Genomic DNA, 16,006 nt, shown 5'->3' on the forward strand with positions numbered 1-16,006 from the left:
TAAAATCATGCATAAGTTAAATCTTCATTGTGGAACCCTATAAGTATGGTTGAGTATTTTGTGCCATAATTGTTGACAGATTATTTTCTTTTCATATGCCAAAAAACTCATTGCAAAACATATGTTCTTATGAGAAAATGATTAAGAGATAAATTTTTATTGAAAAATGTTATAATTATTAGGTATTTACATAAATAATATATATGTATTAAATTGAGAGGTGAGTTAAATGAGTAATGAAAATAAAGATTTTAATTTTGAGTGGCAGAAGAAAGAAAAAAAGACTAAGAGGAAGTATATTACATACACTGTTGTGCTTTTAATTATAACAAATATTATAACAGCAGTATTAACAAATTCTATGTCTTTTAATCTACCAAATGGAAAGGTATTAGTAAGTAGAAAGACCTTTGAGAATATAATAGCCTTTGAAAAACTGTATACAGTTAAGGATAAGATAGATAAATACTATATAGGTGAAGTTGATGATAAGGCACTTGTAGAAGGCGCTGCTAAAGGAATGGCAGAGGCAGTAAAAGATCCATATACTACTTATATGAATGAAAAAGAATTTAAGGATTTTGCTACCCAAACAGGAGGTAGCTATGTGGGACTTGGTATTCAAATAGGTGTTAAAGAAAACAAAATAGTTGTAATTACTACCTTTGAAAATTCTCCTGCAAAACAAGCAGGTGTATTACCAGGAGATATTATTGAAGTTGTCAATGGTACTATAGTTACAGGAAAAGATTTAGAAAAAGCAACTTCTATGATGAAGGGAAAAGAAGGAGAAGAAGTTAAAGTTACAATTTCTAGAGAAGAAAAAGGTAAGATTGATTTTGATATAGTACGTCAAGAAATCGAATTGGTGACAGTAAGGCATGAAATGATTGAAGATAATATAGGTTATGTTCAAGTATCAATGTTTGATGAACATACTTCTAAAAACTTTTCTAATGCATTAGCAGACTTGACCCAGAATAATATGAAGAGTCTTATTGTTGATTTAAGAGAAAATCCAGGAGGACTTTTAGATCAGACAGTAGAAATGACTTCACAATTTGTTCCAAAGGGTAAGAGCATAGTTTATACAGAGGATAAGAATGGTAATAGAAAAGATTACAATTCTGTAGGTGGAAATCATATAGGATTACCTATAACGGTACTTATTGATGGTGGTACAGCAAGTGCTTCGGAAATATTTATAGGTGCACTTCAAGACTATGGATATGCTACTTTAGTTGGAGAAAAAAGCTTTGGAAAAGGTGTAGTTCAAACTACTTTCTATAGAGAAAGAGATGGATTTGGTGATGGCACAGCACTAAAGGTTACCATTTCTAAATATTTCACACCTAATGGAAAAAATATTCATGGAGTAGGAATTAAACCTGATGTGGAAGTAAAATATCCGGATGAATTAATAGAAAGACCTTATGAAAGAAGTAAGGATCCTCAGCTTATTAAAGCATTAGAAATTGCTACAGAAAAAATTCAGTAATTGTTCATTATAAATTTAAAAACGGTGATTTTATTAAGATTTGCAATATTAGTATCTGTCTTTTATAGGCAGATACTAAATTTATATATATTGGATATATTCTAAATGACACTAATGATTAAAATATTCAATTTAAAAAATAAGGAAATGAATTTTAAAGTTTTCATTTTCTGCTCCTAATTGAAGGAATTAATAAAATTACAATTCGTATAATTAAAACAGTTTAAAAAGTGTTTATAACTAATAATGGGGGGACTTATAAGAATGGAGCTATTAAAATACACGCTAAGTAAGGTATCCTATGCTATAGTTAATCCAACTCATGCTTTGGTTCTAGTTATATTAAGTTTTATATTCTATATTCAAAATAAGAAAACAGCAAGAATTGAGCAGATGATAATGGGGAAAAATAGTGCTTCTGCTTTTGAACTTACTATATCACAAATTGTTATGGGTATTTTTGGAGGAACTATAGCAAGTATATTAATAGTATACTTAGGAGTTACTTTTGATATAAATTCTAATGTCTATATAATCTTTATGGTTTCTATGATTTTAATGATATTTAATCCTAGATTTATATGTTTATCTTATTCAGGAGCAGTGCTAGGAATTCTTTCATTAATATTTGGGTTACTATCTAAAATGCTAAATATGCCTAAGTTGAATATTTTTAATGTAAATATAGTAAATTTAATTGCTTTAGTTGGCGTTATGCATTTTGTAGAAGGAATATTAGTTATGTTAGATGGGAAAAGAGGGTCTATTCCTGTGTTTGGAAATAGAAATAATACTATTATTGGAGGTTTTGCTTTTAAAAGATATTGGGCATTACCAATAGTACTAATGGTAATGGGAACCGTTGCCTCTAATGGTGGAAGCCAATTAGCAGTACCTAATTGGTGGCCTATATTGAATCATAGTGTGAACAAGCTACTTTTTGAAACTGTAGCCTTAGGTCTATTACCTATATATGCAGTAGTAGGATACAATTCTTCTACCTTTACTAGAAGTAAAAAAGAAAAAGTTTTATTTTCAGGTACTTTAATTTCAACTTTTGGATTAGCATTAATAATACTATCTTCTCTAGGAAATTTTGGATTCATATATCAAATAGCACTATTATTGTTTATGCCTTTTGCTCATGAAGCAATTGCTGTGTTTGATAGAAAAAAAGAACTTAAAGGTAAACCTATTTATGTTAGTAATGATGAAGGAATAATGATATTAGATGTAGCGCCTAGTTCGTTAGGAAGTGAAATGGGGCTAAGATCTGGGGATATAATATTAGAAATAAATGATATAAAAATGATAAATGATGAAGATATATTCAAATTTATGGAGAGGGTACCTTCTACGCTATGGATTAAGATTAAAAGAAAAACAGGGAAAATCATGGAATTTACTAAAAATAGAATTGAAAGCGGCAGTAGAATGGGAGTAGTAATTGTACCTAGAGATTTTCCTAATAAAAAGAAAATAATGAAAGTAGAAAAAAGTTTTGAAGAAATTCTTAATAAGATAAAAAATAAAAAAGATTCTGATGATTAGTGAGGTGAGAAAATGAATAAATTTAAAATACATTCTAAGTTTAAACCTATGGGTGACCAACCACAGGCTATTGAAAGTTTATCTGATGGAATAATAGAAAACAAGAAATTTCAAACTTTATTAGGGGTTACTGGTTCAGGGAAAACTTTTACTATGGCTAACATAATAGAAAAAGTTCAAAAACCTACCTTAGTGCTAGCACATAACAAAACTTTGGCTGCACAACTCTGCTCAGAATTTAAGGAGTTTTTTCCTGAAAATTCTGTTGAATACTTTGTATCTTACTATGATTATTATCAACCAGAGGCTTATGTTGCTCAAACTGATACATATATAGAAAAAGATGCTAGTATAAATGATGAAATTGATAAATTAAGACACTCTGCTACAGCTGCTCTTTTAGAGAGAAGGGATGTTATAGTAGTTGCATCAGTATCTTGTATTTATGGCTTAGGTAATCCAGAGGAGTATAAAAAACTTACTGTTTCCATTAGAGAAGGTATGGAAAAAGATAGAAACGAAATAATTAGACAACTTGTAGATATTCAATATGAAAGAAACGATATTAATTTTGTAAGAGGTACTTTTAGAGTTAGAGGTGATGTCTTAGATATATTTCCAGCATCATCTACTAATAAAGGTATTAGGGTAGAATTTTTTGGAGATGAAGTAGATAGAATTAGAGAATTTGATGTATTAACAGGAGAGATAATAGCTGGTAGAAAACATATCTCTATTTTCCCTGCGTCTCACTTTGCTACTTCAAAGGATAAATTAGAATTAGCTATATCCCAAATTGAGCAGGAATTAGAAGTGAGATTAGAAGAACTTAAAGATCAAGATAAACTTTTAGAAGCACAAAGATTAAAGCAAAGGACTAACTTTGATATTGAAATGATAAGAGAAGTTGGGTATTGCACTGGTATAGAAAATTATTCAAGAATATTAGATGGAAGAGCTAAAGGTACGCCACCACAAACTTTATTGCATTATTTTCCAGACGATTTCTTGTTATTTATAGATGAAAGTCATGTTACTTTACCTCAAATAAGAGCTATGTATGGTGGAGATAAATCAAGAAAGACATCTCTTGTGGACTATGGTTTTAGATTACCTTCTGCTTATGATAATAGACCATTACAGTTTGAAGAATTTGAAAAGATTTTAAAACAGGTGGTATTTGTTAGTGCTACTCCATCAAAATATGAAGCTGAACATTCAGAAAATGTAGCGGAGCAAATTATAAGACCTACGGGACTTTTAGATCCTGAAGTTATTGTTAGACCTATAAAAGGGCAAATAGATGATTTATATGGTGAAATCAGAAATACCGTAGATAAAGGTTTTAGGATATTAGTTACAACTCTTACAAAGAAGATGGCAGAGGATTTGACTAAATATTTTAAGGACTTAGGTGTTAAAGTTACATATCTTCACTCGGATATAGATACTATTGAAAGAATGAAAATTATAAGAGATTTAAGAAAAGGTGAAGTTGATGTTTTAGTTGGAATTAATCTTTTAAGAGAAGGATTGGATATTCCAGAAGTAGCTTTAGTTGCTATATTAGACGCGGATAAGGAAGGTTTTTTACGTTCGGAAACTTCTCTAGTTCAGACTATAGGGAGAGCGGCAAGAAACTCTGAAAGCAAGGTTATAATGTATGGTGACAATATAACTAACTCTATGGGAAAAGCTATAGGAGAAACAAATAGAAGAAGAAAAATACAAATGGAGTATAATGAAGAACATAATATTACTCCTAGAACTGTAATGAAAGATATAAGAGAAATATTAGAGATTTCAACTGTAGCGGAAGAAACAGTAGAATATACTAGTGATGACAAAGATAGAGGAATAGATTTAAATACTTATATTAACAAATTAGAAGAAGAAATGAAACAAGCTGCAAAAGACCTACAATTTGAAAGAGCTGCACAGCTTAGAGATGAAATTATTAAATTAAGAAAAGAAATTTAAAGTTAAAAAGGAGTAATTATGAGAGATAAAATTTTTATAAAAGGAGCAAAAGTTCATAATTTAAAAAATGTTGATTTAGAAATACCAAGAGATAAGTTTGTAGTCTTTACTGGATTATCAGGTTCAGGTAAATCTTCTCTTGCTTTTGATACATTGTATGCAGAAGGTCAAAGAAGATATGTAGAATCTCTTTCAGCTTATGCAAGGCAATTTTTAGGGCAAATGAATAAACCAGATGTTGAATATATAGAAGGTCTATCTCCAGCTATATCTATCGACCAAAAGACCACAAGTAGAAATCCTCGTTCTACAGTAGGTACTGTTACAGAAATATATGATTATTTAAGATTATTATATGCAAGAGTAGGTACTCCGCATTGTCCTAAATGTGGTAAAGAAATTACTCAACAAACTGTGGATCAAATAGTGGATAGAATAATGAGTTTAGAAGAGAGAACAAAACTTCAAATCCTATCACCTATTGTTAGAGGAAAAAAGGGAGAACATGTGAAAATACTAGAGAACATCAAAAAGAATGGCTATGTAAGAGCTAGAATTGATGGAAACCTAGTAGATTTAATTGAGGATGAGATTAAGCTTGAAAAAAATAAAAAGCATACTATTGAAGTTGTGATTGATAGACTAGTAATTAAAGATGGAATAGAAGCTAGATTAAATGATTCTTTGGAAACAGCACTAAAGCTTGGAGAAGGATTAGTTATTGCTAATGTAATTGATGGTGAGGATATATTATTTAGTGAACATTTTGCCTGTGCAGATTGTGGTATCAGTATAGGAGAACTAGCTCCAAGAATGTTTTCATTTAATTCACCTTTCGGAAAATGTGATAACTGTGATGGATTAGGGACACTTATGGAGATAGATGAGAATTTAGTTATTCCTGATAGAAGTAAGAGTATAATGGATGGAGCTATTATAACTTTTGGAGAAGGTAGTTTAAAAGAAGAGTCATGGACATTTTCTGTATTAAAAGCACTATCAAAAGAATATAAGTTTTCATTAGATACACCTATAGAGGAATTACCAGAGGACGTTATAAATGTGTTATTATACGGAACAGAAGGACATAGGATTAAAGTAGAATATACTAAAGAGTTTAAAACAGGTGTTTATAATCATGCATATGAAGGAGTTATAAACAATTTAAAAAGAAGATATTTTGAGACTAGTTCAGACTACATAAAAAGAGAAATAGAGCAATATATGAGCGATAATCCATGTCCGAAGTGTAAAGGTGCAAGATTAAGCAAAGAAGCTTTGTCTGTTACTGTAGGAGAGAAAAATATAGATGAATTTTCTTCTATGTCTATACTAGATGAAATATCATATTTAGATAACTTAAAACTTTCAGAAAAAAATATGATAATAGCTGCTCAAATATTAAAAGAAATAAAAAATAGATTAGATTTCTTAAAGGATGTAGGATTAGATTATTTAAACTTAACTCGTTCTGCTGGAACACTATCTGGAGGAGAAGCTCAAAGAATAAGACTTGCAACTCAAATTGGATCTAGTTTAATGGGTGTACTATATATATTAGACGAGCCAAGCATAGGGCTTCATCAAAGAGATAATGATAAATTGATTAAAACGTTAGAACATCTTAGAGATCTAGGTAATACGTTAGTGGTTGTTGAACATGATGAGGATACTATGAAAGCAGCAGATCATATTGTAGATATAGGTCCTAGAGCAGGTGAACATGGCGGTGAAATCATAGCTTCTGGTACTATTGAAGATATTATGAACTGTGAAAACTCTATTACAGGACAATATTTAAGTGGTAAAAAGAAAATAGAACTGCCTAATGAATATAGAAAATCAGATGGAAGATTTATTAAAATTATAGGTGGTAAACAAAATAATTTAAAAAATGTTTCTGTAGATTTTCCGCTAGGTGTATTTACATCTGTAACTGGAGTTTCAGGTTCAGGTAAAAGTACTCTTGTAAATGAAATACTTTATAAAGGTCTTAATAAGATAATAAACAATTCTAAAAAAATTCCAGGATTGCATAAGGAAATTTTGGGCCATGAACAAATAGATAAGATAATTAATATTGATCAAAGTCCAATAGGAAGAACTCCAAGAAGTAATCCTGCTACTTATACTGGTGTTTTTGATTTAATAAGAGAAGTATTTGCAGTAACACCTGAAGCTAAAATGAGAGGATATAAGCCAGGACGTTTTAGTTTTAATGTAAAAGGTGGCAGGTGTGAAGCTTGTAGAGGAGATGGAATAATTAAAATAGAAATGCAATTTTTATCTGATGTTTATGTACCTTGTGAAGTATGCAAAGGAAAGAGATACAATAGAGAAACATTAGAAGTTAAATATAAGGGTAAAAATATAGATGATGTCTTAGAGATGACAGTTGAAGAAGCACTAAAGTTTTTCGAAAATATTCCTAGGATATCTACTAAGATGCAAACGCTAATGGATGTTGGATTAGGATATATTAAGCTAGGGCAGCCTTCTACTACTCTATCTGGTGGAGAAGCACAAAGAATAAAATTAGCCTATGAACTATCAAAAAGAAGTACAGGGAAAACTCTTTATATCTTAGATGAACCTACTACAGGACTTCATATAGATGATGTGAATAAACTTATATCTATACTTCAAAGGTTAGTAGAAGGTGGGAATACAGTAGTAGTAATTGAGCATAATTTAGATGTAATTAAATGTTCAGATTATATTATTGACTTAGGTCCTGAAGGTGGAGATAAAGGCGGAACTATTTTATGTACAGGAAATCCTATGGACATCTGTAATTGTAGTAATTCTTACACAGGACAATATCTTAAAAAAATGATATAATTAATTGTGACTAGCATAGATTGCTAGTCACAATTCTATACTTTTGAAGGAGTTTAACGTCTTATGGCAAATGTAAGTTTAATATTCAAAGTTGTAATCATCATAATAGTATATTGTATTATAGTTTATGCCCTTAAGATTATGTATAATGATATGAAAAATGAAGGAAAAAGAAGACCTAAAAAATCTAATGCAGTAAAATTTGGTCTTGAAATTATGGATAAGGGACAAAATTATGAACTTCAAGATGGTGGTGTAATACCAATAAATGATTACCTTACGGTTGGAAGAAGTGAGGATAACATGGTTATTTTGAGTGATAGATATGTTTCTTCACATCATTTGAAAATATATATGAGAAATAATGAGTATATATTAGAGGATTTAGGTAGTACTAACGGTACCTTTGTAAATGATGTAAAAATAGTTAGTAAGGTAACCTTGAAAAGAGGAGATAAAATTAAAGTAGGATCTTCTATATTTAAGGTTCTTCAATAGCAAGTTATGGAAGGAGAAAATCATGAATAGCTTAAGAGAAGAAAAAAGAGTTTTAAGACTTACATACCTGTTAACTATTATACTTTTTGTTAATGTAACTCTTATTTCTCCTAATTATGATAAAGGATCATTGGTTATGGGTGGAGTAATGTGTGGTCTTTTAGCTTATTCACATTTTATAATTAAAAAGTTTTTTCCGGATGGGGATAAATATATATTATTATTTTCAAATGTATTAGCTGTAATTGGTATTGCTATGCTCTATAGATTAGATATTCCTATATCTGGTGGAGTAATAAAAGATGGTACAAGAACATTTTTGGCAGCAAAACAAATGATAGCTTTTACTTTGGGAATAGCTACTTTTATTCTAACTGTAGTTATACTTCCGGATTTAAAAAGTTTTAGTAACTATAAATATTTTTATCTTATTGTAACACTTATATTTATGTCTATGGGTACACTATTAGGTACTGAAATAGGTGGAGCTAAGAACTGGGTGTCTATTGGTGGTTTTAGTTTTCAACCGTCAGAGTTTGGAAAAATTACTCTTGTTGCTTATTTAGCTTCTTCATTAAAAGACTATGGGGAAGCACCAAAATATATAAAGAATATTTTTATGAAGGAGGGTAACAAGGAGAATGTAAATCTTAATAACATATTAAGCCTATTAGAACCAGCATTAGTTGTTATGATATGCCTAGTGTTTATGTTACTTCAAACAGATTTGGGTTCAGCCCTAATCTTTTTTGGAATTTCTGTAACTATGTTATATATAGCTACTTCGAAGAAGAAATACGTAATAATTTCTTTGGGATTATTCGTGCTAGGGGCAATTGCAGGATATTTTTTATTTAGACATGTTAAAGTTAGGGTAATGATATGGCAGGATCCTTGGAAATATGGATATGATGAAGGACATCAATTAGTACAAGGATTAATTTCTATGGCAGAAGGTGGTATATTTGGAACAGGTTTAGGACTCGGATATCCTAGGTTTGTGCCAGTAGTAGAGTCAGATTTCATATTTTCTGTTATATGTGAAGAGATGGGAATGTTGATAGGAATAGCAATATTAATGCTATATTTTTTACTATTCTATAGATGCATGAGAGCTGCAATTTACGTTAAAGATAAATTTTCAAGACTTTTAGCAGTAGGATATAGTACAATGATAGCTTCTCAAGTATTGGTTATAGTTGGAGGAGTTACTGGAGCTATTCCACTTACAGGAATTACGCTTCCACTAGTGAGTTATGGGGGAACATCTTTATTAATAACATATTTTTCTCTCGGTATAATTCAAAAAATTTCAGAGGATGGAAATAATTATGAGTAGTAATAAGAATATATCAAAAAGCATTAAAACAGTTTTATTAGTTTTTCTGGTGTTTTTTATAGCTATCATATCCTATATAAACTATTTATATCTCTTTAGAAGTGATAAATTTATAGAAAGTGCTTTTAATAGGAGACAGCAAGCAGAACGAGATAAAGTTTTAAGAGGAACTATATTTGATAGAGATATGAATGCACTTACAAAAGGAGAAAAGACAGGTGAATTTGAACAAACTAGAGAGTATGCTGGAGGAGAAAAATTTGCTCATGTATTAGGATATTATGATGTAGTCTATGGAATGAGTGGATTAGAAAAAAAGTTTGATAAGGTATTAAGTGGTAAGGAAAATAAGCCTATAAAGGATTATTTTAATTTTAATTCTAATGAAACAAGAATTGGTGATAGCGTTGTAACTACATTAGATTCAAATCTTCAAAGAATTGCTTTTGATGCATTGGGAAATTATAAAGGCTCAGTAGTAGCTTTAGATCCGGCTACAGGAGAAGTTTTAGCTATGGTTTCAAAGCCTACTTTTGATCCTAATAATTTGGCTGAACAATGGGATACTTTGACAAAAGATAAGGAAACACCATTTTTAAATAGAGCTACATCAGGGCTATATCCACCGGGTTCTACCTTTAAGGCAGTAACTGCATTAGCAGCATTAGAAAATATGTCTGGAATTGAGAATAGGACTTTTGAGGATAATGGTAAAATATATTTTAATGAAACTACTTCTTTAGAAAACTATAATGGAAATGCTTTAGGAAATATAAATTTAGAACAAGCATTTGCTTATTCAAGTAATGTAGTCTTTGGTACGCTTGCTATGGAAATGGGAAATGATGCACTAAAATCTACAGCAGAGAAATTTTATTTCAATAAAGAAATTCCATCAAGAACTTTGATATTAGAAGATAGTAAATTTCCTACTTATAAAAAATATGAGGCAGGGAATATAGCACAAAGTGGAATAGGGCAAAGTGGAGTATTAACAAGTCCTATGCAGATGGCTTTAGTAGCAAGCACTATTGCAAATGATGGAGTGATGATGGAGCCTAATATAGTAAAAGAAATTGTAAATCCAGAAGGAAAGAGTATTTCTAAAACTGAACCTAAAGAAGTTGGGAATATTGTTTCTAATGAAAATGCAAATAAATTGAAAAAATATATGAGGTCTGTTGTAACTCAAGGGACTGCACAAAATGTCAACCTATGGAATGTACAGGTTAGTGGAAAAACTGGTACAGCTGATCATGATGCTGGAGATAAAACTCCTCATAGTTGGTTTATAGGTTTTGCACCTTATGAGAATCCTAAAATTGCATTTGCTATAATTTTAGAAGAAGGGGATGGCTATGGCAGAAATGCAGCAGATGTAGCTAGAGATATTTTAAGTGCTTACTTTAATCAATAATATTTTTTTGAGAATTAAGTAATTTATGCAATTGAGAATTGACGATGGACAANNTTCTCCATTGTCAATTGTCAATTTTAAAAGGGGTGATGTTATGACTGGAAAAGCTCACATAAGTGTAGGAGCAAGCGTTTTTGTTTTATTAAGTCAAAGATTGCCGGGGAAATATGTATTAATAAGTCTAGTGTTTTCCATATTAGGAGCATTGCTTCCTGATGCAGACCATCCTAAAAGCTTTTTCAATAAATATGTATTACCTTTTAGAAATAATGCTACAAAAGTGATAGTTTATTGCTTTTTAGGTGCGTTAGCATTGTACATAGATAGTTTTTACAAAAGTGACCCAATACTGAAGGTAATAGGCATAACCTTAATTCTTTTGGGATTATCCACCCATAGAACAGGTTTTACCCATAGCGTCTTTGGTATGTTAATTTTTACAGGAATTTTAGCAAGCTTCTGCACTGCATATGATCTTGGAAAAACATATTACTATTTTTTAGTAGCTTATGGATCTCATTTGATTTGCGATATGTGTACAAAACAGGGTATACCTGTTTTATATCCAATAAATAATAAAAAGTTTAAATTCCCCTTAGCTTTTAGTACCAATTCTTTTAGGGGGAAGGTCACTGAAAATATAATTATATTATTAAGCATTATTTATGTATCTTTAAGCTTACCTAAATTCTTTTAATTAAGACGTAGAGATAATTCAATTCACAATTCACGATGCACAATTCACAATTATGGACATTTCTCAGTTATCACTGAGAAATTTTGAATTGATTATTTTTGAAGTTACAGAGTAACTTCTTTCGCAGAAGAACTAGCAATTGTATTGCTAGCCAAAAAAATCTATTTAAAGAAATTATTTTGCCTAAAAATAATTTCAACCATAATTGTGCATTGTGAACTGTGAATTGTGCATTATTTTAAGTTGTGCATTTTCTTAAAGAGGTGATAATATGTTCGACTTTCAATTCCATCTTAAAAATTTGCCTAATAATCCTGGAGTATATTTAATGAAAAATTCTCTTGGAGAGGTAATTTATGTTGGGAAGGCTAAAAATTTAAAGAATAGAGTAAGACAATATTTTCAAAGTTCTAAAAATCACAGTGAAAAAGTTAAGGCTATGGTTAAACATATTGCAGAATTTGAATATATTGTTACAGATTCAGAAATAGAAGCTTTAATATTAGAGTGTAATTTAATTAAAAAATATAGTCCTAGATATAATATTTTATTAAAAGACGATAAGAGCTTTCCATTAATTAAAATAACAATAAATGAAGATTTTCCACGAGTTATTGTTACTAGGAATATGAGTAATGATGGTGCAAAATATTTTGGGCCATATACGGATGCTACAGCAGTCTATACAACTTATGATTTAATTAAAAAAGTTTTTCCACTTAGAACTTGTAAAAGGATTATAAAAGAAGAGGGTGTATCTTCAAGACCCTGTCTTAATTATCATATAAATCTTTGTAAGGCTCCTTGTGATAAGCTTATTTCTAAAGATGAATATGGAAAGATTGTAGATGATGTTATAGACTTATTAACGGGGAAAGATAAAGAAATCGTGAATAAGATAAAGTCAGAGATGGAAGAGGCTTCAATGAACTTAGATTTTGAGAAAGCGGCTTCTCTTAGAGATAAGCTTTTAGCTATTGAAAAGATAAATGAAAAGCAAAAAATTATAAGCGTGAATTTTGAAAATGAGGATTTTATTGCTATATCACAGGATGAAAAAGATAGCTGCGTTCAGATCTTTTTCTTAAGAGATGGAAAGATTTTAGGAAGAGAACATTTTATATTAGACGATACAGGTAGTGAAGAACCAGGAGAGGTTATAAGCAATTTTATAAAAAGTTTTTATGGTGGGACTGCTTTTATTCCTAAACAGATTTATGTTTCTCATATTGAAGATAGTGAAGTATTAGAGGAATATCTTTCTATGAAAAAAGAATATAAGGTAAGTATTAAAGTGCCAATTAAGGGTGAAAAGAAAAAGGTTTTAGACATGGTCCGAAAAAATGCAAGTCATGATTTAGAAATGTTTAAAATTAAACATAAAGCAGATAAAGAACTACAGAATATAGCATTAGCGGAATTGACAGATGTTTTAGGACTAGATGAATCGCCACAGAGAATTGAAGCATATGATATCTCTAATATAATGGGAATGGACTCTGTTGGAACTATGGTAGTATTTCAAGATGGGAAACCGAAAAATAGTGACTATAGAAGATTTAAGATTAAAACTGTAAAAGGGGCTAATGATTATGAGTCTATGAGAGAAATATTGACTAGGAGATTTAATCATGGACTAGAGGAGATTAAAAAAATCAAAGAAAATGAGATATCTTTAAGTGCTGGTAAATTTTCAGTATTTCCTGACCTTATTATGATGGATGGAGGAAGAGGTCAGGTGAATATAGCACTAGAGGTTTTAAAGGAATTAAATATCAATATTCCTGTATGTGGAATGGTTAAAGATGATAAGCATAGAACTAGGGGGCTAATTTATGATAATGAAGAATTGCCTATAAGGATTAGTTCACAATGTATGCATTTAATTACAAGAATACAAGATGAAGTACACAGATTTGCTATTACTTATCATAGATCTTTAAGAAATAAAACCACATTATACTCTATATTAGAGGATATACCTAGAATAGGGGAAAAGAGAAGAAAAGAATTACTTAAGAAGTTTGGGAGCGTAGAAAACATTAAGAATGCAAGTGATGAAGAATTATTATCAACACCTTCTATGGATATTAGAGCTGTTGAAAGTATAAAAGAATACTTCAGTAATCTTCAAGAAAATAGCTAATAAACATGGATGTTTATTTTAACTTATATTTACCAATATTATTAAAGAGTATTGATAATACAAAATGTCTTAGACAACTTTAATTAGTTATTTTTTAGATACTTTAAGAAAAATTAAGGAGTGATTAACTTGAAATGTGTAGTAGATGTTCATACTCATACAATTGCTAGTGGTCATGCTTATAGTACTTTACTTGAAAATACAAAAGAGGCTTCTAATAAAGGACTTAAAGTTTTAGGGGTTTCAGATCACGCACCACAAATGCCTGGAGGACCACATTTATTTCATTTTGCTAATTTGGATGTAACTCCAAGAAAACTTTATGGTGTTAAAATTTTAAGAGGATGCGAAGCTAATATACTTGACTATGAAGGCAATATAGATATTCCAGAAAGAGTTGGAAATAAATTAGATTATATGATAGCAAGTCTGCATGATGTGTGCATAAAGCCAGGAACAGTAGAAGAGAACACAAATGCCTTAGTTAGGGTTATGGATAATAAAAATATAATGATTATAGGTCATTCAGGAAATCCACGTTTTCCAATTGATGCGGAAAAAGTAGTGATGAGAGCAAAGGAAAAAGATATAATTATAGAACTTAATAATAGTTCATTTAATGGTTCAAGAAAAGGTAGTGATGAAAACTGCTATGAAATCGGAGAACTCTGTAAAAAATACGGTGTAAAAGTTATGTTTGGTAGTGATGCTCATACTTGCTTTGACATAGGTGAATTCGATTCCGTGAAAAAGCTTGTTAGAGATATACAAATGCCTGATGAGCTGATAATGAATTATGATGAGAAAAAATTTATAAATTATTTACAGAAAAAAGGTAAGATTGTTTAATAGTTGTTGATTATACTATACTATATAAATTATACTATATATTGTGTGTAAATAATTTTTTTAGAAGAGGTAGGAAATGGATCAAAATAAGGAATTGCTTATCGAATTAAAGAGTATATTGAAGGAAGAAAATATAGTATTAGATGCACTAATGAAAGATCATACATCTTTTAAATTAGGTGGGCCAGCAGATATAATTGTATATCCAACTAATTATGAGGAAGTAAAAGAGATCATAAAACTATGTAATAAGCATAATGAAAGTTATTTTATATTAGGAAATGGCTCTAATCTGCTTGTTAAAGATGGTGGAATAAGAGGAGTTGTTATAAAGTTTTCTAAACTAGACGAAGTTGAAGTTGCAGGAAATAAAATAATTGCTCAAAGTGGTGTATTACTTTGTGATGTGTCTGATGCTGCACTAGAGGCTTCATTAACAGGGCTTGAATTTGCTTGTGGGATTCCAGGAAGCATTGGAGGAGCAACTACAATGAATGCTGGAGCATATGATGGAGAAATGTCTAAGGTTATAGAGAGTGCATTGGTAATTGATAGAGAAGGAAATTTTAAAACTCTTTCAAAAGAAGAATTAGAGCTTTCTTATAGGATGAGTGCAATAATTAAATATAATTATATTGTATTAGAAATTACATTAAATCTAAAACCAGGGGTGAAGGATTTAATAAAAAATAGAATTGATGAACTGACATTAAGAAGAACACAGAGACAACCATTGGAATATGCATCAGCAGGAAGTACTTTTAAAAGACCAGAAGGGTATTTCGCAGGAAAGCTTATACAAGATGCTGGACTTAAAGGATTAAATGTTGGAGATGCTGAAGTTTCAGAAAAACATTCGGGATTTATCATAAATAAAGGGAATGCAAGTGCTCAGCAGGTTTTAGAATTAATTGCATTAGTCCAAAAAAATGTCTTTGAAAGTTTTTCAGTAGAATTACACACAGAAGTAAGAATAGTTGGTGAAGATAAATAATAAAGTGGTGACTTTTAGTCGCCACTTTATTAAATTTAATAATAAACTTTTTATTTAGAATAATAATTTAAAATGTAGCACTCACAAAAATTAAGGTGGATATGGTATAATACTATATGAAAAATATTATTATAATGTATAATGAGGGAATTATATATTAAATTTAGATAGAATCAATATATAGGGTTCCACAATG

At 30.2% G+C, this 16,006-nt stretch carries 11 protein-coding genes; all 11 read left to right on the top strand.

The window, feature by feature from the left end; genetic code table 11:
- Positions 1-229 precede the first annotated feature (229 nt).
- The 11 genes from B2W91_RS16335 (at position 230) to murB (ending at position 15,810) form a co-directional block, all read left to right on the top strand.
- A complete protein-coding gene (locus B2W91_RS16335; RefSeq protein ID WP_291582841.1) occupies positions 230-1,498 on the top strand; it encodes a S41 family peptidase in 1,269 nt (422 codons plus the stop codon).
- Positions 1,499-1,762: 264 nt separating this feature from the next.
- Positions 1,763-3,049 carry a PDZ domain-containing protein gene (locus B2W91_RS16340; protein WP_291582842.1) on the top strand — a complete coding sequence of 429 codons (1,287 nt, stop codon included), beginning with the start codon at positions 1,763-1,765 and terminating at the stop codon, positions 3,047-3,049.
- Between the two features lie 12 nt (positions 3,050-3,061).
- Positions 3,062-5,029, top strand: a complete 1,968-nt coding sequence (gene uvrB, locus B2W91_RS16345; RefSeq protein WP_291582843.1) for an excinuclease ABC subunit UvrB — start codon at positions 3,062-3,064, stop codon at positions 5,027-5,029.
- A gap of 18 nt (positions 5,030-5,047) precedes the next feature.
- Positions 5,048-7,870: an excinuclease ABC subunit UvrA gene (uvrA, locus tag B2W91_RS16350; protein WP_291582846.1), complete on the top strand. Its 2,823-nt coding sequence runs from the start codon at positions 5,048-5,050 to the stop codon at positions 7,868-7,870.
- Positions 7,871-7,933: 63 nt separating this feature from the next.
- Entirely contained in the window at positions 7,934-8,368 is a 435-nt protein-coding gene (locus B2W91_RS16355) for an FHA domain-containing protein (RefSeq protein WP_291582848.1), read from the top strand.
- Positions 8,369-8,390: 22 nt separating this feature from the next.
- Positions 8,391-9,707 carry an FtsW/RodA/SpoVE family cell cycle protein gene (locus tag B2W91_RS16360; protein ID WP_291582850.1) on the top strand — a complete coding sequence of 439 codons (1,317 nt, stop codon included), beginning with the start codon at positions 8,391-8,393 and terminating at the stop codon, positions 9,705-9,707.
- Entirely contained in the window at positions 9,700-11,124 is a 1,425-nt protein-coding gene (locus B2W91_RS16365) for a peptidoglycan D,D-transpeptidase FtsI family protein (RefSeq protein ID WP_291582853.1), read from the top strand. The genes B2W91_RS16360 and B2W91_RS16365 overlap by 8 nt, the downstream gene beginning before the upstream one ends.
- A 94-nt stretch (positions 11,125-11,218) precedes the next feature.
- Positions 11,219-11,821 (top strand): metal-dependent hydrolase, encoded by a 603-nt coding sequence (locus B2W91_RS16370; protein WP_291582854.1) that lies wholly within the window; start codon positions 11,219-11,221, stop codon positions 11,819-11,821.
- Positions 11,822-12,092: 271 nt separating this feature from the next.
- Positions 12,093-13,967 (top strand): excinuclease ABC subunit UvrC, encoded by a 1,875-nt coding sequence (gene uvrC / locus B2W91_RS16375; RefSeq protein WP_291582856.1) that lies wholly within the window; start codon positions 12,093-12,095, stop codon positions 13,965-13,967.
- Positions 13,968-14,096: 129 nt separating this feature from the next.
- Positions 14,097-14,816: a phosphatase gene (locus tag B2W91_RS16380; RefSeq protein WP_291582858.1), complete on the top strand. Its 720-nt coding sequence runs from the start codon at positions 14,097-14,099 to the stop codon at positions 14,814-14,816.
- A gap of 76 nt (positions 14,817-14,892) precedes the next feature.
- Positions 14,893-15,810 carry a UDP-N-acetylmuramate dehydrogenase gene (murB, locus tag B2W91_RS16385; protein ID WP_291582859.1) on the top strand — a complete coding sequence of 306 codons (918 nt, stop codon included), beginning with the start codon at positions 14,893-14,895 and terminating at the stop codon, positions 15,808-15,810.
- The last annotated feature ends 196 nt before the right edge of the window (positions 15,811-16,006 follow it).

The sequence above is a fragment of the Clostridium sp. UBA6640 genome (genome assembly GCF_002455975.1).
Lineage (GTDB): Bacteria > Bacillota > Clostridia > Clostridiales > Clostridiaceae > Clostridium_J.